At 53.9% G+C, this 20,038-nt stretch carries 18 protein-coding genes; 4 read left to right on the forward strand and 14 right to left on the reverse strand.

The annotated features are described in order from the left end of the window. Positions 1–3: 3 nt before the first annotated feature. The 13 genes from lpxA to rpsB form a co-directional block, all read right to left on the reverse strand. Entirely contained in the window at positions 4–792 is a 789-nt protein-coding gene (gene lpxA / locus AFL22_RS16035; RefSeq protein WP_010254134.1) for an acyl-ACP--UDP-N-acetylglucosamine O-acyltransferase, read from the reverse strand. Positions 793–795: 3 nt separating this feature from the next. After that, on the reverse strand, positions 796–1,251 hold the full coding sequence (fabZ, locus tag AFL22_RS16040; protein ID WP_003852639.1) for a 3-hydroxyacyl-ACP dehydratase FabZ: 456 nt from the start codon (positions 1,249–1,251) through the stop codon (positions 796–798). A gap of 152 nt (positions 1,252–1,403) precedes the next feature. Beyond that, a complete protein-coding gene (gene lpxD, locus AFL22_RS16045; protein WP_010254128.1) occupies positions 1,404–2,429 on the reverse strand; it encodes a UDP-3-O-(3-hydroxymyristoyl)glucosamine N-acyltransferase in 1,026 nt (341 codons plus the stop codon). Positions 2,430–2,432: 3 nt separating this feature from the next. Then, positions 2,433–2,930, reverse strand: a complete 498-nt coding sequence (gene skp / locus AFL22_RS16050) for a molecular chaperone Skp (protein WP_010254125.1) — start codon at positions 2,928–2,930, stop codon at positions 2,433–2,435. A gap of 110 nt (positions 2,931–3,040) precedes the next feature. Continuing rightward, positions 3,041–5,452 carry an outer membrane protein assembly factor BamA gene (gene bamA, locus AFL22_RS16055; RefSeq protein WP_010254119.1) on the reverse strand — a complete coding sequence of 804 codons (2,412 nt, stop codon included), beginning with the start codon at positions 5,450–5,452 and terminating at the stop codon, positions 3,041–3,043. Positions 5,453–5,503: 51 nt separating this feature from the next. Continuing rightward, positions 5,504–6,850, reverse strand: a complete 1,347-nt coding sequence (gene rseP, locus AFL22_RS16060; RefSeq protein ID WP_010671861.1) for a sigma E protease regulator RseP — start codon at positions 6,848–6,850, stop codon at positions 5,504–5,506. Between the two features lie 12 nt (positions 6,851–6,862). Next, positions 6,863–7,720, reverse strand: coding sequence for a phosphatidate cytidylyltransferase (gene cdsA, locus AFL22_RS16065; protein WP_010254111.1), 858 nt, complete (start codon positions 7,718–7,720; stop codon positions 6,863–6,865). 18 nt (positions 7,721–7,738) lie between these two features. Then, entirely contained in the window at positions 7,739–8,491 is a 753-nt protein-coding gene (gene ispU, locus AFL22_RS16070) for a (2E,6E)-farnesyl-diphosphate-specific ditrans,polycis-undecaprenyl-diphosphate synthase (protein WP_010254107.1), read from the reverse strand. Between the two features lie 181 nt (positions 8,492–8,672). Beyond that, complete coding sequence (gene ispC, locus AFL22_RS16075; RefSeq protein ID WP_022625453.1) at positions 8,673–9,869, reverse strand: 1-deoxy-D-xylulose-5-phosphate reductoisomerase; 1,197 nt, start codon at positions 9,867–9,869, stop codon at positions 8,673–8,675. 111 nt (positions 9,870–9,980) lie between these two features. Then, complete coding sequence (gene frr / locus AFL22_RS16080; RefSeq protein WP_010254103.1) at positions 9,981–10,538, reverse strand: ribosome recycling factor; 558 nt, start codon at positions 10,536–10,538, stop codon at positions 9,981–9,983. A 143-nt stretch (positions 10,539–10,681) separates the two neighbouring features. Continuing rightward, positions 10,682–11,407, reverse strand: a complete 726-nt coding sequence (gene pyrH / locus AFL22_RS16085) for a UMP kinase (RefSeq protein WP_010254099.1) — start codon at positions 11,405–11,407, stop codon at positions 10,682–10,684. A gap of 157 nt (positions 11,408–11,564) precedes the next feature. Then, complete coding sequence (tsf, locus tag AFL22_RS16090) at positions 11,565–12,416, reverse strand: translation elongation factor Ts (protein WP_010254097.1); 852 nt, start codon at positions 12,414–12,416, stop codon at positions 11,565–11,567. A gap of 181 nt (positions 12,417–12,597) precedes the next feature. Next, positions 12,598–13,323 carry a 30S ribosomal protein S2 gene (gene rpsB / locus AFL22_RS16095; RefSeq protein WP_008925636.1) on the reverse strand — a complete coding sequence of 242 codons (726 nt, stop codon included), beginning with the start codon at positions 13,321–13,323 and terminating at the stop codon, positions 12,598–12,600. 318 nt (positions 13,324–13,641) lie between these two features. On the opposite strand from rpsB, the gene map reads away from it, so the two are divergent. From map to AFL22_RS16115, 4 genes are all read left to right on the forward strand, one after another. Next, positions 13,642–14,436: a type I methionyl aminopeptidase gene (gene map / locus AFL22_RS16100; RefSeq protein ID WP_010254092.1), complete on the forward strand. Its 795-nt coding sequence runs from the start codon at positions 13,642–13,644 to the stop codon at positions 14,434–14,436. 66 nt (positions 14,437–14,502) lie between these two features. Further along, positions 14,503–17,157, forward strand: coding sequence for a bifunctional uridylyltransferase/uridylyl-removing protein GlnD (glnD, locus tag AFL22_RS16105; RefSeq protein WP_052271758.1), 2,655 nt, complete (start codon positions 14,503–14,505; stop codon positions 17,155–17,157). 83 nt (positions 17,158–17,240) lie between these two features. Further along, positions 17,241–18,065: a 2,3,4,5-tetrahydropyridine-2,6-dicarboxylate N-succinyltransferase gene (dapD, locus tag AFL22_RS16110; RefSeq protein ID WP_052271760.1), complete on the forward strand. Its 825-nt coding sequence runs from the start codon at positions 17,241–17,243 to the stop codon at positions 18,063–18,065. Positions 18,066–18,289: 224 nt separating this feature from the next. Beyond that, entirely contained in the window at positions 18,290–18,682 is a 393-nt protein-coding gene (locus AFL22_RS16115) for a DUF3461 family protein (RefSeq protein WP_010254085.1), read from the forward strand. A 60-nt stretch (positions 18,683–18,742) separates the two neighbouring features. On the opposite strand, the gene AFL22_RS16120 is transcribed toward AFL22_RS16115, so the two are convergent. Continuing rightward, positions 18,743–19,900 carry a CdaR family transcriptional regulator gene (locus tag AFL22_RS16120; protein WP_052271759.1) on the reverse strand — a complete coding sequence of 386 codons (1,158 nt, stop codon included), beginning with the start codon at positions 19,898–19,900 and terminating at the stop codon, positions 18,743–18,745. Between the last annotated feature and the right edge of the window lie 138 nt (positions 19,901–20,038).

Consider the following 20,038-nt stretch of genomic DNA (forward strand, 5'->3'; position numbering starts at 1 on the left):
GGATTAACGAATTAATCCACGGGTTGAACGGGTGAAGAAATCGTAGAAAGGTTGCACTTCGCTGTGCTGCTGTGCGATGGCTTCGATCTCCGGTTTCACTTCCTCAAGCGTTCTGCCACTGCGATAGAGCAACTTGTAGGCGTTGCGGATAGCGTGCAACGACTCTTTGCTGAAGCCACGACGCTTGAGACCTTCGATATTGATCCCGAACGGCGTAGCGTGGTTGCCCTGCGCAATAACGTAAGGCGGCACATCCTGCGCCACGCCCGAACAGCCGCCAACCATCACGTGAGCACCGATGATGCACCACTGATGTACCGCTGTCATGCCGCCAATAATGGCGAAATCATCGACCGTCACGTGACCACCCAGGGTGGCGTTGTTGGCGAAGATACAGCGGTTGCCAATCACGCAGTCATGCGCGATGTGAGCATTAACCATCAGCAGATTATCGCTGCCCACTGTGGTGACCTGGCCACCCTGCGTGGTGCCGCGATGAATCGTCACGCTTTCACGGATGCGGTTACGATCACCGATCTCAACCCGTGTTGGCTCACCGGCATATTTCAGATCCTGATTCACTTCGCCAATTGAGGCGAACTGATAAATCTGATTATCTTTTCCGATGCGCGTGTGGCCGTTCACCACAACATGTGACTTCAGTACCGTTCCTTCACCGATCTCAACATTCGCACCAATAAAGCAAAACGGGCCAATGTGAACGCGGGCGCCAATAATAGCGCCCTCTTCGATGACAGAACTGGGATGGATAGTGGCTGTTGGATCAATCACGAATTATGCCTCCCGGCTGCGGGCACACATCATGGTCGCTTCACAAACGATTTTACCGTCGACAGTCGCCACGCCTTTAAAGCGGGTCAGACCACGGCGGGTTTTCTCGAAAGTGACTTCCATGATCATTTGGTCGCCTGGTACCACAGGGCGCTTGAAACGGGCACTGTCGATACCGGCAAAGTAGTAGAGTTCGCCTGGCTCCAGTTTACCTACGCTTTTAAACGCCAGAATACCGGTAGCCTGCGCCATCGCTTCCAGGATCAGAACGCCAGGAAAAATCGGTTTACCAGGGAAGTGCCCCTGGAAAAACGGTTCATTAACAGAAACGTTCTTCACTGCACGCAGGTATTTGTGCTCTTCAAATTCCAGCACGCGGTCTACCAGCAGAAACGGATAGCGGTGCGGCAGCAGCTCTAAAATCTCTTCAATTTTCAGAGTATGAGTTTCAGTAGTCAAAATACTCTTCCTGTCCTAAAAATCTGATGACATCAATAACACGGCCTGCACAGATCAAAATGATCTTCCGCAGGCCGCAAATAGGTTCTGTGGCGCCGGGCTTCCCTGCTTAACATTTTTATTATGAAAGCCGGTCAGTTTTGGGATGGCGGTTAGTCGTCTTTGCCGACCTTGCGCTCGATGGCTTTTAAGCGTTTGCTCATGTCATCGATGTTCATCACCAGCGCTGCAGTTTTGCGCCAGGTTTTGTTGGGTTGCAGCGGAATGCCTGATGAATAGACACCAGGCTCTGTGATAGGACGCATGACCATACCCATACCGGTCACCGTTACTTTGTCACAGATTTCCATATGGCCGTTAATGACGCTGGCACCGCCAATCATACAGTAACGCCCAATTTTCAAACTACCCGCCATGATCACACCGCCTGCAACCGCAGTATTGTCGCCAATAACTACGTTGTGAGCGATCTGGCACTGGTTGTCTATGATAACACCATTGCCGATCAGAGTGTTATCCAGCGCACCGCGATCGATAGTGGTGCAGGCACCTATTTCTACGCGATCACCGATTATCACCGCGCCTAACTGCGGGATTTTCACCCAGTTACCACGATCGTTGGCATAGCCGAAACCATCAGAACCAATGACGGTACCTGACTGAATCAGGCAATCCTGACCGATTTCAATTTCGTGATAAACAGAGACATTGGCCCAGAGACGGGTACCGCTGCCGATACGGGTTTTTTTGCCAACAAAACATCCTGCACCAATGACCACGTTATCGCCCAGCTCAACATCCGCTTCGATCACCGCATTGGCGCCAATGGCGACGTTGCTGCCGAGTCGGGCTGAGGGATCGATCACTGCACTGGGGGCAATATTTTGCGCTGGCTGTGGCGTGGTATCGAGTATTTGTGCCATACGCGCATAGGTCAGGTAGGGATCTTTGACCACCAGCGCTGCGGTATTGCACCACTCCAGATCCGCTTCCGTCAGCACCACGGCTGAGGCCTTAATCAGGGCGAGTTGCTCGCGGTAACGGCTGTTTGCAAGAAAAGTGATTTGGCCAGTTGTGGCGGATTGCATAGAAGCAATGCCGGAGATGACGATATCGCCATCTCCGTGCAATTCTGCATCCAACTGCTGGGCTAAATCAGCCAGTCGAATAGATGACATGAATTATTTAACCTGTTTCAGCACGTCAGCAGTAATGTCTTTTGCGTTTGACGCATAAGCCACCGCGTTAGCGTCGATCACGACGTCGTAACCATCGCTGTCAGCGACTTTCTTCACGGCATCCTGAATACGGCTCAGCAGCTTGTTACGCTCTTCCATCTGACGACGGCGATTATCCTGCTCAAAAGACTGGGCTTTTGTAGAGAAAGCTTCACGCTGAGACATGACATCTTTTTCCATACGGCTGCGTTCGCTCGCCTTCATGGTAGAACCGTCACGCTGCAGACGCTGCATTTTGGTTTGCAGATCGCGCTCCTGGCTCTGCAACTCAGTTGCACGGCCTTTGAACTCGTTTTCCAGCTGTTTAGCAACAGTCGCACGTTGCGGTAACTGTTGGAAAATGCTGGACACGTTTACCACTGCAATTTTGTCGGCAGCCTGAACACCAGCGGAGACCGCTAAAGCAAGACCCAGACCTGCGGCACACAACAACTTTTTCACTATAAACTCCTTACCATCAACGTTTGTGTCAGCGACACAGTGTTTGCCCCGGAACAGCAACAGGTGCTGTCCGGCAGCAATACTTCAGCTATGCATCCATGCTCAGAACATTACCAGGTTTTACCAATGTTAAACTGGAACTGCTCTGACTTGTCTCCATCGACTTTCTTCATCGGCTGGGCGTAAGAGAACACCAGCGGGCCGAGCGGTGACATCCACTGTAGCGCAACACCGCTGGATACACGGATATTGTTTGGATCGCTGTAGTCAGGAATGCCCGCCGCACGCGTTTCCGCGGTATTTTCCCAATGGGTATCCCACGCTGTACCGGCATCGACAAACACCGAGGTACGAACCGAGTTAGCATACTTCTCGCTCAGGAACGGCGTTGGCGTAATCAGCTCAAGGCTGGCAATCGCCATGGCGTTACCGCCCACCGCATCGTCAGACTTACAGACGCCATTTGGATCGGCGATTCGGCAGTTCGACGAGTTGTTATTTAAGTAGGCTGCTTTCGGTCCAATGGTGTTGGACTGGAAGCCGCGCACGGTGCTTGAACCACCGGCGTAGAAGTTCTCGTAGAACGGCATCTCTTTGCCGTCGAGACCATCGCCATAACCTACGCGACCACGGCCTAACAGCACCCAGGTACGATCCTGGTTAATCGGCACATACTGCTGAGTATCCAGCGTGGCCTTATAGAAGCTGTTATCCGAGCCCGGAATCGTCACCTTACCGTTCAGGTTGGTACGGTTACCGGACGTCGGGAAGAAGCCGCGGTCCAGGGTGTTATAAGTCCAGCCGTAGTTAAAGGTGAAGTCATCTGCTGAGAAATCACCTTCATCATTGAGCTGCTGCGGCTTGCCGACCGAGTCAAGATAACGCCACATCGCCACCTGAGGCTGCATGTTTGACAGGTCATTGTGGACATAGCCCAGACCGACACGAAGGGTGTTGTTTTCGTTAACCGGGAAGCCAAGCGTGCCATCCAGACCATAACTTTTGTTGGTATAGTCAGAAAGGTCCGCGTTATCTGCTTTAAAGTCGTTGTAGAACAGACGACCACCCAGACTGACACCATCAACGGTGAAGTAAGGGTCAGTCAGCGAGAATTCAGCATAGGTCTGGTAATCGTTCTTGGTCCCGCTGATGCCCACGGTATTACCGGTGCCCAGCCAGTTATCCTGCGTGACACCGACCTGGAAGCTCACACCACTTTCGGTGCCGTAGCCGACGCCGAAGTTAAAGGTACCGGTGTTACGCTCTTTAACCTTGTAGACCACGTCAACCTGGTCCGGCGAACCTGGCACACGCTGAGTATCCACATCAACGGTTTCAAAGTAACCGGTACGGTTCAGACGCTCTTTACCCTGTTCAACCAGATCGCTGCCCAGCCACGCGCCTTCCATCTGACGCATTTCGCGACGTAACACGGAGTCTTTCGACGTGTCATTGCCTTCGAAACGGACGTTACGGACATAATAACGGTTACCCGCATCCACATTAATATGCAGTTTTACGGTTTTGTCGGCGTCGTTGATTTCTGGCTGTGTTGCCACGCGCGGATAGGCATAGCCGTAGCGGCCCAGCAGTTTCTTGATGTCATCTTCCATTTTCGTGACTTTGGCGCCGTTATAAAGCTCGCCCGCCGGAATCTTGGTCAGATGTTCAATTTCTGCTGAATGGCCCGCCATGCTGCCATTGACGATCACGCCAGCGATTTTGTACTGGTCACCTTCGGTGATGTTCACCGTGATGTAGATGCCTTTTTTATCAGGCGTCAGGCTGACCTGCGTCGAATCGATGTTAAAGCGTGCATAGCCACGATCCAGATAGAAGCTGCGCAGGGTCTCGAGGTCACCCGCCAGTTTCTGCTTCTGATATTTACGATCGCCGACCACGTTCCACCATGGCACTTCATCGCGCAGCTGGAAGCGGGAAATCAGCTCATCGGAGCTAAAGGCTTTATTACCGACGATGTTGATCTGCTGAATTTTTGCAGAGACACCTTCAGTAAAGACCAGCTTCAGATCCACACGATTACGCGGCAGTGGCGTGACCACGGCTTTCACGTTGGCGGTATATTTACCTACGCTGTAGTAGAAATCCTCAAGTCCCTTCTCGATAGAGGAGATGGTGGTACGGTCCAGCGCTTCGCCGACACGGACACCTGAGGCTTCCAGATTTTGTTTGAGCTGATCCTCTTTCACCGCTTTGTTACCGGTGAAGGTAATGCTGGCAATGGTAGGACGTTCTTTGACCTGGACAATCAGCGTTGTACCGTCTCGCAGGACCTGAACATCCTCAAAGTTGCCAGTAGCGAACAGCGAGCGAATGGTATTTCTGACATCATCGTCATTCACCGTATCGCCAACCCGTACTGGCATGCTCAGCAGAGCCGCGCCGACGGCGACTCGCTGCAGCCCTTCGAAATGAATATCCTTCACTACGAAATCGTCTGCACCGTAAACGGTGGCGCTGCTAAACAGCAGCGACGCTATGAGCAACTTTTTCATCGCCATCGTTGTTATGCGTTTTCCTAACACATCCCTCGAATGTTCGCGTTCCAGCGGTTACAAACGTGAGAAATCATTGAAAAGTGCAAGCCCCATTAACAGCACCAGTAAAATTGAACCGATGCGATAACTAAAGTCCTGAACTCGCTCGGACACCGGTCCACCCTTGATCTTTTCGATCGCCAGGAAGAGCAAGTGCCCACCATCTAAAACCGGCAGAGGGAACAGGTTGATGATGCCCAGGTTGACGCTAATCAACGCCAGGAACATCAGGTAGTAAATCAACCCATACTCTGCTGACAACCCTGCACCCTGCGCAATCGAAATTGGCCCGCTCAGGTTGTTCAGCTTCACATCACCGGTTATTAACTTGCCCAGCATGGAGACGGTGAGCTTCATCAGTTGCCAGGTTTTTACACTAGCCTCACCGATAGCCGCAAACGCGCCATACTGTCTTACCGTCTTGTACTCTTCTGGCAGAGGAACAATGCGCGGAATGACACCCGCAAATCCCGCTTTACTGCCAGATTTCGCTTCTGGCGTCATCGTCAGCGCAATAGACTCACCGCCGCGATCCACCTCAAGCGCCATGCTTTTGCCGGGGTTATCCCGGACCTGCGTGACAAAAGTCTGCCACTGCGATAATGGCTGACCATCGACTTTAACGATCCTGTCGCCTGCTTGCAAACCGGCTTCACTGGCTGGCGAGTTCGCCTGCACTTCTGCCAGCGTGGTCTCAATCTGCGGACCGCGTGGCTGAATCCCTAACGCGACGACCGGATCCTGCTTATCAGGCTCAAACTGCCAGTTACGCAAATCCAGCTGTTTCTGCTGGGTCGCGTCCTCGCCAAATCGAGCCACCGTTAAGGTGGTGCTGCTGTCGCCGATTTTACCCACCAGCGCCATACGCACAGCATCCCAGTCAGGCGTTTCGATACCGTCAACAGCCTTAAGTTCCATGCCGGGCGTAATTTGAGCTTCCGCAGCCACCGAACCGTTTAAAATTTCACCGATTACCGGGCGCACGCCGGGCACGCCGTGAATAAACACAACCCAGTAGGCAAAGATGGCAAAGATGAAATTAGCGACAGGACCTGCCGCAATGATGGAGGCGCGTTGCCAGACGGCTTTGTTGTTAAAAGCCTGATGACGAAATTCGGCTGGCACGCTTTCAACACGCTCGTCGAGCATTTTAACGTAGCCGCCAAGGGGAATCAGCGCGATGACAAATTCGGTGCCGTGGCGGTCACGGCGCTGCCAGAGCGACTTACCAAAACCAATGGAAAAGCGCTCAACTTTGACGCCACAGCGACGAGCGACCCAGAAATGGCCAAACTCATGAACGGTAATTAATACGCCCAGCGCAACGATAAAGGCGACGAAACTCCAGAGTATGCTCAACATCTTTGCCTGTCCTTAAAGGGTGCGAAACACCAGCAGCAATAAACAGGCAAACACCGGCACCGCCGCAGTCAGACTATCAATACGATCAAGAATGCCGCCGTGACCAGGAATCAGATTACCACTGTCTTTGATGCCCGCTTCACGTTTAAACATGCTCTCAGTGAGGTCGCCCAGTACGGAGGCCAACGTCGCGATAATCGCGCAAATCACCAGCGTACCGGTGGAAACCGTCAGTGGCGCCAGCGTCGCAAACAGCACTGCAATCAGCGCCGAGGTGACCAGACCGCCCAGGAAGCCTTCCCAGGTTTTGCCTGGTGAGACCTTTGGCGCCAGCTTGTGCTTGCCGAACATCTTGCCAAACATATAGGCACCTGAATCCGCTCCCCATACCAGCAGCAATACAAACAGCAGCCACCAGGCACCGGCGAAGTGGTCGGTGTCATAGTGATACTGGCGCAGCGCCACCATGCCCCAGAAAAAAGGGACCAGCGTTAACACGCCAAACAGTAAGCGAAGTGGACGCGAATGGCGCCAGAAGGCCGCAGAAGCGGGATAGGAGAGCACCAGCAGCAGTGCAACGACCCACCACACCAGCGACGCCCAAAGCGATGTCGCGATCTGTGGCAGATGCACCGTGTGTTGATAAGGTGGCAGCGTAAACTGCATCAGCGCCAGCAGCAGACCACAAAGTACAGCCAGCCAGACGCGCTGTTGCCGTGATGCCATCCCTGCAAACTGGCCCCATTCCCAGGCTGCCAGCATACAGATAACGATGGTTGTCAGGGCGAAGCCAACAGGCGGTAACCAGAACAGTGCAGCTATTACCAGCGGAATTAAAATCAACGCGGTAATCAGACGAGACTTCAGCAAAGGTTACCCCCAGATTGCTCAGGCGCCGCCTGGTGCAGCGCCGCCAAAACGACGCTCCCGCAGAGAGAATGCATTCAGTGCACCTTCAAAAACGTGTTCATCGAAATCCGGCCAGAGCACATCGGTAAAATAGAATTCAGCATAGGCAATCTGCCACAGCAGGAAGTTGCTAATCCGATGCTCTCCCCCGGTCCTTATCACTAAATCCACTGGCGCCAGCTCCTGCATACAGAGCTGCGACGTCAGGCTCTCTTCGGTAATCTGGTCAGGTCGCAGTAATCCTTCCTGAACCTGTTCAGCCAGTTTTTTCACGCCTTCGATAATATCCCAACGGCCGCCATAGTTGGCAGCAATGTTGAGCGTCAGGCCACTATTATTTGCGGTCAGCGTCTCAGAACGGCGAATACGTTCCTGAATACGCGGGCTGAAACGGCTGGTATCGCCAATGACGCGTAAGCGAACATTGTGTTTGTGCAGGCTCTTCACTTCACTATCAAGCGCCCAGACAAAGAGTTCCATTAACGCGGTGACTTCCTGCGGCGGACGACTCCAGTTTTCACTGCTGAAGGCGTAAAGCGTCAGGGCTTCAAGATTGTTACTGACCGCAAAGCTGACGGCACGGCGTACCGATTTAACGCCAGCTTTGTGGCCTGAAATGCGCAATTTTCCCTGATTTTTGGCCCAGCGGCCATTGCCATCCATGATGATAGCGACGTGGCGCGGACCGTTTCCCTGCTGGTCATCAGTGTTGTTGTGATTGTTAGACGACATAACGCTTAACCAATTCCTTTCATCAGAAATGCTGTGGTTTCTGAATACATTGCGCCCGATTCAAATCCCGACACACTCTCAGTGCCGGGCCACACCGAATTCGGTGACAGACCGTGAAACGCGAGCCAGCGACTATATCATTTTCACCTGAAGCGAACAAATGGCCTCATAACGATCGGCATCACGACGTGAAACGCGGCAACATTTCTGTCGCCAGCGCGCGCGCAGTGCGATCGATTTCAAGGACAGCGTCCACCGAATCCGGCTCCGGACACACTTGTGCCGCCATCACCTCACTATTAAGCGCGGCAATGTCGGTGAAGCGGATCTGGTGATTCAGGAAAGCCGCGACGGCAACCTCGTTGGCTGCATTTAGCGTGGTGGTCGCCGCCTGCCCTGCATCACAGGCATCAATGGCCAGTTTCAGACAGGGGTAGCGACTAAAATCAGGTTCTGCAAAGGAGAGCGCCGACATGCGGGTAAAATCCAGCGGCGTCACGCCTGCATTGATGCGCGAAGGCCAGGCCATGCTGTGGGCAATCGGCGTACGCATATCAGGAGAACCTAATTGAGCCAGCACGCTGCCATCGCAGTATCGCACCATGGAGTGAATCACCGACTGTGGGTGGAGTATCACTTCCATCTGCGCTGCGCTGGCATTAAACAACCAACGGGCTTCAATGTACTCAAGACCTTTATTCATCATGGTGGCCGAATCGACAGAGATTTTTCTCCCCATCGACCAGTTCGGATGTGCACAGGCCTGATCTGGCGACATGGCGCTGAGATCCGCTAAATCTGTGTCACGAAAAGGACCACCCGATCCCGTAAGGATAATCGACTCAATGCCATTATCCCGCAGGTCAGCGTAACCTAACTGATGCTGGATGGTAGCCGGTAAACTCTGAAAAATGGCGTTATGCTCGCTGTCGACCGGTAGTAACTGTGCGTTATGATGACGCACGGCCTCCATAAACAAACGGCCGCAGGTGACAAGCGATTCTTTGTTGGCCAGCAGCACCGTTTTTCCGGCGCGAATGGCCGCCAGCGTCGGCAGCAAACCCGATGCGCCGACGATCGCCGCCATCACCTGATCCACCTCATCCAGCGCGGCCAGCTCACAGGCTGCCTGAACGCCGGAGAGCACTTCAGTATTGACCCTGATTGCTCTCAGTCGCTCACGCAACGCAGCGGCGGATGCCTCATCTGCCATGCAGGCGTAGCGCGGTGTAAAGGCCGCACACTGCTCGGCCATCAGCGCCACGTTATGGCCGGCAACCAGCGCCGTAATCTGATAAAGCGCCGGGTTGGCGCGCACCACCGCCAGCGTACTGGTGCCGATTGATCCGGTGGATCCCAGCAGAGTTAATCGCTTCATGAAGCTATCCGTGTGAAGTCAGCGTGCCCACAGGCACAATGTAAAACGCCGCCAGATGTCGCATTCATACGAATACCTCTCTGTACGGCGTTTTGTCCGGCAGTGATGGGATTAGAAATCCATCAGCTCCGTCTCTTTTTCTGACAGTGCAGCATCAACTTTCTTGATGTACGCATCGGTCATTTTTTGCACTTCATCCTGCGCACGACGTTCGTCGTCTTCGCTGATCTCTTTATCTTTCAGCAGCGCTTTGATTTTATCGTTGGCATCGCGACGGACGTTACGTACCGACACACGGCCCTGCTCGGCTTCGCCGCGCACGATTTTAATCAGATCTTTACGACGCTCTTCTGTCAGCGCAGGCAGCGGAACACGGATGTCGGTACCGGCTGAACTTGGGTTCAGACCGAGATCGGACTTCATGATCGCTTTTTCGACTGCCGGACTCAGTGAACGATCAAACACGTTGATTTTCAGCGTGCGTGAATCTTCCACAGTGACAGAAGCCAGCTGACGCAGTGGCGTCGGCGTGCCGTAATATTCGACGACAATGCCGTCGAGCAGCGAAGGTGAAGCACGACCGGTGCGCACTTTGCTGATGGTGGTTTTGAATGCTTCAACGCATTTTTCCATGCGCGTGTCAGCATCTTTTTTGATGTCGTTAATCACGTTGAAACCCTTGGATTCGGTTTGACCTGGCCAGTTCCGGCGTAACCGGAAGCGGGATCGATAATCATCGATAATCCTGACTGGTGCGCGATGCATTATCATCGCGCTGACAGAATATACCTTATTTTATCTCGCCTCGGGTATTAATGCGTAATCAGGGTGCCTTCTTTTTCACCCATCACTACGCGACGCAGTGCGCCAGGCTTATTCATGTTGAAAACACGGATAGGTAATTTGTGGTCACGCGCCAGGGTAAAGGCCGCAAGATCCATCACTTTCAGCTCCTGATCCAGCACTTCAGCATAGGTCAGTTGCTCATACAGCGTTGCGTCCGGGCTTTTCACCGGATCCGCAGAGTAGACGCCGTCCACTTTGGTCGCTTTCAGCACGACGTCCGCTTCAATCTCAATGCCGCGCAGACACGCTGCAGAGTCAGTGGTGAAGAACGGGTTACCGGTACCGGCGGAGAAGATCACCACGCGGTTGTTACGCAGCAGGCTGATTGCTTCTGCCCAGCTGTAGTTGTCACAGACGCCATTCAGTGGAATCGCTGACATCAGGCGTGCATTCACATAGGCGCGGTGCAGTGCATCACGCATCGCCAGGCCGTTCATCACGGTTGCCAGCATACCCATGTGGTCACCCACAACGCGGTTCATGCCGGCCTGCTGCAGGCTCGCTCCACGGAACAGGTTCCCTCCGCCAATCACCACGCCAACCTGGATGCCCAGTTCAACCAGCTCTTTTACCTCTTGTGCCATGCGGTCAAGCACACTCGCGTCGATACCAAAACCTTCAGCGCCTTGCAGGGCTTCGCCGCTGAGTTTAAGCAGGATACGTTGATAAACAGGTTTTGCGTTGGTCGCCATGGTCAGTTCTTCCTGGAAGATTGGGTGTAAAGGAGAAGTAAATTCTGATCGATCATCCGCTTACCGCAATGAAATTGCTATTGGGATGAAACTGAAAACGTATCTGTTGCGATTCACAGACAAAAAAGAACCGCCATCTGGCGGTTCTTTCAAAGCATTAAGACTGTTTGGACATTGCTGCAACTTCTGCAGCGAAGTCAGACTCAACTTTCTCGATGCCTTCACCAACTTCGAAGCGGATGAAGTTGATAACGTCAGCGCCCTGCTCTTTCAGAGCCTGGCCAACGGTTTTGCTTGGGTCGATAACGAAAGCCTGACCAGTCAGAGAGACTTCGCCGGTGAATTTCTTCATACGGCCTTCAACCATCTTCTCTGCGATCTCTTTTGGCTTGCCAGACTGCATCGCGATGTCCAGCTGAACCTGGTACTCTTTATCAACCACGTCAGCAGAAACGTCTTCTGGCTTAACGAATTCAGGCTTGCTTGCCGCAACGTGCATCGCGATCTGTTTGATCAGATCTTCGTTAGCGCCTTTGGTTGAAACCAGAACGCCGATACGTGCGCCGTGCAGGTAGCTGCCCAGCTCTGCGCCTTCCAGGATAGCAACGCGACGGATGTTGATGTTCTCACCGATTTTAGCAACCAGTGCAACGCGCTCTTCTTCGAACTGCGCTTTCAGAACTTCAACGTCGGTAACGCGATCAGCTGCAGCCACATCCAGAACTTTGTCTGCGAACGCCTGGAAACCGCCATCTTTTGCAACGAAGTCAGTCTGGCAGTTTACTTCCAGAATCACGCCGTAGTCGCCAACGATCTTGGTTTTGATTACGCCATCAGCAGCAACGTTGCCTGCTTTTTTCGCTGCTTTGATTGCGCCAGACTTACGCATGTTCTCAATCGCCAGCTCAATGTCGCCATTCGCTTCAGTCAGCGCTTTTTTGCAATCCATCATGCCAGCGCCAGTACGCTCACGCAGTTCTTTTACCAATGCAGCGGTAATGTCAGCCATTCCAGAATCCTCGGTTCGTGCCTGTGTACGTTTGCACCAGCAGACACTTATTTGCGGAAAATTTACTCTGTCCCGCCGTCCGGTTGGGGGCGTAACAGACTTAGATAAAATAAAGGGGCCAGTATAGGCCCCTTACAGATCACATCTGAATGCTAAGGGCTCTTATGCAGAGCAAACCTTATTAAGCGTTTTCTAAAGACGCTTCTTCAGCTTGCTCAGCCAGGTCCTGAGAGCGGCCTTCGCGAACGGTGGTCGCAACGGCAGTCAGGTACAGGTTTACAGCACGGATCGCATCGTCGTTACCTGGGATAACGAAATCAACGCCATCTGGATCTGAGTTGGTATCAACGATAGCAAATACCGGGATACCCAGGTTGTTTGCTTCTTTGATTGCGATGTGTTCGTGGTCAGCATCGACAACAAACAGCGCGTCTGGCAGACCGCCCATATCTTTGATACCGCCCAGGCTGTTTTCCAGCTTGGCCAGCTCACGCGCACGCATCAGCGCTTCTTTTTTGGTCAGTTTGTCGAAAGTACCATCCTGAGACTGAATCTCCAGATCTTTCAGACGCTTGATTGACTGACGCACGGTTTTCCAGTTAGTCAGCATGCCACCCAACCAGCGGTGGTTTACGAAGAACTGGTCGCAGCTCAGTGCAGACTCTTTTACCGCCTGAGCAGCAGCACGCTTAGTACCTACGATCAGGATCTTACCTTTACGGGAAGAGATCTTGTTCAGTTCAGCCAGAGCTTCGTTGAACATAGGTACAGTTTTTTCCAGGTTGATGATGTGAACCTTGTTACGAGCACCAAAGATGAATGGCTTCATTTTTGGGTTCCAGTAACGGGTCTGGTGACCGAAGTGAACACCAGCCTGGAGCATGTCGCGCATGGAAACAGTTGCCATGATAAAACCTCTAAAGTTTGATTGGGGTTGGGCCTCCATGTATCCCATACGACCGACCTCTTTCAAGGCACCCCGGCGTATGTGTCGATACATGTGTGTTTTATTACACATAATGAGAGTTATGCGTTTCCTGCTGACCGAAACGGCCATACAGAGAATCGTCGGCGCGCTTTATACCACAACCAGCCCAGGGACGCCAATAAATGATCGCTGACGGAGGTCAGCGCGTTCTCTATTTGGCAGCCCATTTGCTGGCTGCTAACATGACAGCACAGAACTTATTATTGTCGAAAATTTCGACAACTGCGGATTAATTTAATGGCAATTTCAATTAAAACCCCTGAAGAAATCGAAAAAATGCGCGTCGCGGGCCGACTGGCCGCCGAAGTGCTGGAGATGATCGAGCCTTACGTAAAACCGGGTGTGACCACCGGTGAACTGGACCGCATCTGCCACGATCACATTACTCAAAAGCAACAGGCCGTCTCCGCCTGCCTCGGCTATCACGGCTTTCCGAAGTCGGTCTGCATCTCGGTGAATGAAGTGGTGTGCCACGGGATCCCCAGCGATGATCGTCCGTTAAAAGATGGCGATGTAGTGAATATCGATGTCACCGTAATTAAAGATGAATACCACGGCGATACCTCAAAGATGTTTATCGTCGGTAAGCCGACCATTCAGGGCGAACGCTTGTGCCGTGTCACGCAGGAGAGCCTCTATCTCTCACTGCGTCTGATCAAGCCCGGCATCCGCCTGCGCGAACTGGGCCGCGCCATCCAGAAATATGTTGAAGCCAACGACTTCTCTGTGGTGCGCGAATATTGCGGCCACGGTATCGGCAAGGGTTTCCATGAAGAGCCTCAGGTGCTGCATTACGATGCCGATGATGGCGGCGTGGTACTCCAGGCAGGTATGACCTTTACGGTAGAACCGATGGTCAACGCCGGGGATTACCGCATCCGCACCATGAAAGATGGCTGGACGGTAAAAACCAAAGATCGCAGCTTGTCCGCGCAGTATGAGCATACTATTGTGGTGACGGAGAACGGCTGTGAGATTTTAACCCTGCGCAAAGACGACACGCTGCCCGCTGTGCTTGTCGCCGAAGGGTAATTCCCCCATTACAGATCAAGCCGGCGCTGAGCCGGCTTTTTTTTGGCTAAAAAAGAGAAGAGCTGCATGAGCGTGAGTCTGTCAGAAGATGTGAAAAACGGTCTGGTCGATTCGCCAGCCGAATGGGGTGACGACCAGCTGACACGTGACATTCTGAAGCCGCGGCTGGAGCAGTTTCAGCAACATCTGGCCGCCGCGTTTGATGCCGGTGAACCCGTTGAGCCGCTGATTGATGCCCGCACGCTGTTTATCGATCGGCTGCTGCGTCGCCTGTGGCGCTTTTTTGGCTTTGATGAGATGCCGGCTATCGCGCTGGTCGCCGTTGGCGGCTATGGCCGTGCCGAGCTGCATCCACTCTCTGATATTGACGTTCTGATCCTGAGCCGCCAGCCGCTGAATGAACAGGCTGCGCAGCGCACCAGCGATCTGTTAACGCTGATGTGGGACCTTAAGCTGGAAGTGGGTCACAGCGTCCGCACGCTGGAAGAGTGCCTGCTGGAGGGGTTATCTGACCTGACCGTTGCCACCAATCTGATTGAGTCACGCATGCTGACCGGCGATGTGGCGCTGTTTCTGGAATTACAGAAAAACATCTTCAGCGATGGTTTCTGGCCCTCATCCTGCTTTTTCGCCGCCAAAATTGAAGAGCAGCAGGAGCGCCACAAGCGTTACCACGGCACCAGCTATAACCTTGAACCGGACATTAAAAGCAGCCCCGGTGGCCTGCGGGACATCCATACGCTGCAGTGGGTCGCCCGACGCCATTTTGGCGCCACCACGCTGGATGAGATGGTCGGCTTTGGTTTCCTCACCGACGCGGAGCGCAGCGAACTCAACGAATGTCAGGCATTTCTCTGGCGCATCCGCTTTGCCCTGCACCTCTCCCTGCCCCGTTACGATAATCGCCTGCTGTTCGATCGCCAGCTCAGCGTGGCACAACGCCTGAATTATCAGGGCGAGGGCAATGAGCCGGTCGAGCGGATGATGAAAGATTTCTATCGGGTCACGCGGCGTATCGGCGAACTGAATCAGATGCTGCTGCAGCTGTTTGATGAGGCGATTCTGGCGCTCTCCACCAGCGAAAAGCCCAGGCCTATCGATGACGATTTTCAGCTGCGTGGCGATTTGATCGACCTGCGCGACGAAACGCTGTTCTGGCGAGAGCCGCAGGCGATTCTGCGCATGTTCTACGTCATGGTGCGTAACGACAGCATCAAAGGGATCTACTCCACCACCCTGCGTCACCTGCGCCATGCGCGTCGTCATCTTAAACAGCCGTTGTGTCAGATCCCGGAAGCGCGCCGCACCTTTATGTCGATTCTGCGCCATCCCGGCGCGGTCAGCCGGGCGCTGGTGCCGATGCATCGCTACAGCGTGCTGTGGGCTTATACGCCGCTGTGGGGCCATATCGTCGGACAGATGCAGTTCGATCTGTTTCACGCCTACACCGTAGATGAGCACACCATTCGGGTGTTGCAGAAGCTGGAAAGTTTTGCCAATGAAAGCACCCGCCCGCAGCATCCACTGTGCGTCGAGTTATGGCCGCGCCTGCCGCAACAGGAGCTGTTGCTGATGGCCGCGCTGCTGCATGACATTGCCAAAGGGCGCGGCGGCGATCACTCTATTCTCGGCGCGCAGGATGCGCTCGACTTTGCTGAAATGCACGGTCTCAACTCGCGAGAAACTCAGCTGGTGGCCTGGCTGGTGCGTCATCATCTGCTGATGTCGGTGACAGCACAGCGGCGCGATATTCAGGACCCGACGGTGATACAGCAGTTCGCCGAGGTGATGCAGAATGAGAACCGGCTGCGCTATCTGGTTTGCCTGACCGTAGCCGATATCTGTGCCACCAATGAAAGTCTGTGGAACAGCTGGAAGCAGAGCCTGTTGCGTGAGCTCTTTTTCGCCACCGAGAAGCAGTTGCGACGCGGCATGGAAAACAGTCCGGATCTGCGAGAGCGGGTGCGTCATCATCGCCTGCAGGCGCTGGCGCTGCTTCGGATGGACAACATTGATGAAGAGCGTCTGCACCAGATCTGGAATCGCTGCCGCGCTGACTATTTCCTGCGCCATACGCCGAATCAGATCGCCTGGCATGCCCGCCACTTACTGGTTCACGACCTGAAAAAACCGCTGGTGCTGGTCAGTCCGCAGGCCACGCGCGGCGGGACCGAAATCTTTATCTGGAGTCCCGATCGCCCGCACCTGTTTGCCGCCGTTGCGGGTGAACTCGATCGCCGTAATCTCAGCGTGCACGATGCGCAAATCTTTACCAGCCGCGACGGCATGGCGATGGATACCTTTATTGTGCTGGAGCCGGATGGCAGCCCGCTCTCTCCGGATCGCCATCCGATGATCATTCAGGCGCTGGAGCAGGCGATAACCCAGTCAGAGTGGGCGCCGCCGCGTACCCGCCGTCCGTCGGCCAAACTCAGGCATTTCAGCGTCGATACCGAGGTCAATTTCCTGCCGACGCATACCGATCGTCGCAGCTATCTGGAACTGGTGGCGCTGGATCAGCCAGGCCTGCTGGCGCGGGTCGGTGAAGTCTTTGCCGATCTCGGGGTCTCACTGCATGGCGCACGCATCAGCACCATCGGCGAGAGGGTCGAAGATTTGTTTATTCTGGCCAACAGCGAACGTCAGGCACTGGACGAAGAAATGCGAAAAGCGTTGCGACAACGGTTGACAGAGGCCCTTAATCCAAACGATAAAGTGTGACCAGACTCGATTTGTAAACATTAATCTCTTTACTTGTGTCGGGGTATTGCCCGGCATCGCACATGACAGATCAGGAAAAAAATATGCAACAGTTACAGAGCGTTATTGAATCCGCCTTCGAACGTCGCGCTGACATCACACCCGCCAGCGTCGACAGCGAAACCCGTGATGCCATCAACCAGGTGATCGCCCTGCTGGACAGCGGTGCACTGCGCGTTTCTGAGAAGATCGACGGCGAGTGGGTAACGCATCAGTGGCTGAAGAAAGCCGTACTGCTCTCTTTCCGCATCAATGACAATCAGATGATGGAAGGTGCAGAAACCCGCTTTTACGACAAAGTGCCGATGAAGTTTGCAGGCTGGGATGAAGCGCGTTTCAAAGAAGCCGGTTTCCGCGTCGTGCCGCCTGCGGCTGTGCGTCAGGGTGCCTATATCGCCCGCAACACGGTGCTGATGCCTTCTTACGTCAACATTGGCGCCTTTGTGGATGAAGGCACCATGGTGGACACCTGGGCGACCGTTGGCTCCTGTGCACAGATTGGTAAAAACGTTCACCTTTCTGGCGGCGTGGGTATCGGTGGCGTGCTGGAGCCGCTGCAGGCGAACCCGACCATCATCGAAGATAACTGCTTCATTGGCGCGCGCTCTGAAATCGTTGAAGGCGTGATTGTTGAAGAAGGTTCCGTGATCTCAATGGGCGTTTACATCGGTCAGAGCACCAAAATCTATGACCGCGAGACCGGCGAAGTGCATTACGGCCGTGTTCCTGCGGGATCCGTGGTGGTCTCAGGTAACCTGCCCTCTAAAGATGGCAGCTACAGCCTCTACTGTGCCGTAATCGTGAAGAAAGTGGATGCGAAAACGCTTGGCAAAACAGGTATTAACGAGCTGCTGCGCACCATCGACTGATTTAAGCGACGGGCTGGTTTCCAGCCCGTCATCTTTTCTTTACAGTGATTCCTGAACAACATGCTTCGCGTCGCGAATTAACTGGTGCGTTTAGTTTTTATCCAGGTCATAATCCGCGCCAGTTAAATCCTGTCGCGCAATGTTCATCCCGCTTATTTATGTCTACAGTTGACGGACGTCATGAACAAGTCTGCGCGCTTCTCACTTTTGATGGAAACAACGCTATGTATGACAATCTGAAAAGCTTAGGTATCAGTAACCCGGACGACATTGACCGCTATAGCCTGCGTCAGGAAGCCAATAACGACATTCTGAAAATCTACTTCCGCAAAGATAAAGGTGAGTTTTTCGCGAAGAGCGTCAAATTCAAATATCCGCGCCAGCGCAAAACGGTTGTTGCCGATCACGCGACCCAGGGCTACAAAGAAGTTCAGGAAATCAGCCCGAATCTGCGTTATGTCATCGATGAACTGGACCAGATTTGCCAGCGCGATCAGGTTGAAGTGGATCTGAAACGCAAAATTCTGGATGACCTGCGTCACCTGGAAAGCGTGGTTTCTCACAAGATCACTGAAATTGAATCGGATCTGGAAAAATTAACCCGTAACGGTCGTTAATTTCCTGCCCGACCAGAGAGGCCAGCATTGCTGGCCTTTTTTATGCCGCAAATCTGCACTTCAGCCCTGCTCATCCAGTTGCAAAGCGACATAGAGCAACAGCCTGTCATCAAAATGGCCAAGATTCAGTCCGGTCAGTTCAGAAATCCGGTTCAGCCGGTATTCCAGCGTATTACGATGAATGAACAGCGCACGCGCGGTGGCGCTCGGCTGGACGTTATGGGTGAACCAGGCGATCAGCGTGCGGCGCAGCAAGCCGTTGTTATCCATGCTCTTGAGCTTCGCCAGTGGCCGGGCGAGCTCATTGGCCTGCCAGCCACCCCGCAGGCTGTCGAGCAGCACGGGCAGTACCACATCCTGATAAAAATAGCTGCGCACCTCGGGCATACGTTGCTTGCCCACCATCATCGTGGTGCGCGCCGTCCGGTAAGAGCGTGCGATGCTGCCGGGTCCGGTAAAGAAGTTGCCCAGCGCGATACGCATCCGAAGATGACCGCTCTCTTTCATCCGCTGTAGTAGCTGCTCTACGCGGCGGCGATGATCTTCCTGATCGTGACGCCCATGCCCATTAAGGGCCGGTTTCAGCACCACCATTTCGGTCAGTGACACAATCGCGATCAGATTGTCCCGCTCCGGCGTGGTCAGCAGCGTTTGCAACTGCTGTAGCTCGGACATCGCGCTGTCGACGCCGAGCTGACCACTATCCACTTCCACTACGGCGACCACACGCGGCTGATTGAGATCGATCCCGAGCCGCTGCGCCCATTCGGTCAGCTGTGGCGAGAGGGTATCGCTGCGGATCAGGTTCAGTACCAGCTCTTCACGCAGACGGCTGTCCTGCGCCAGCATATGCAGCAGCCGGGCCTGCTCCAGCATCATCTCCGCGGTCATGCAGACCAGCTCGCCATAATGCCGCAGCGCCAGCGGCTCACCGGTCAGGCCGATCACTCCAACGATGTCACCATCGATGCGCAGCGGCAGGTTAATGCCAGGCCGCACACCATGAAGATGTTTAGCCACGGCCTCATCGATGTCGACAACGCGCCCCTGAGAGAGCACCAGCAGTGCACCTTCGTGCAACTCCCCAATACGTTCCCGGTCACCGCTGCCGATAATCCGGCCCCGCGCATCCATCACGTTGACATTGCTGTCAATAATTTTCATGGTGCGCGCCACGATATCCTGTGCCAGCCGGGCATCAAGGTGATAGGTAGCCATCCATTACTCCTGAAAAGAGGGGGGAGAAACAGAATACGCATGCACAGCACGCAGAACATTGTGCAATTGCACAGAGCCAGGCCGTCATTTGCCGAATTTGCGGTGAGCATCACACTCTGACGAGGCAGAAAGTGGACA

This window comes from Pantoea sp. CFSAN033090, assembly GCF_001264395.1.
Taxonomy (GTDB): Bacteria; Pseudomonadota; Gammaproteobacteria; order Enterobacterales; family Enterobacteriaceae; genus Pantoea; species Pantoea agglomerans.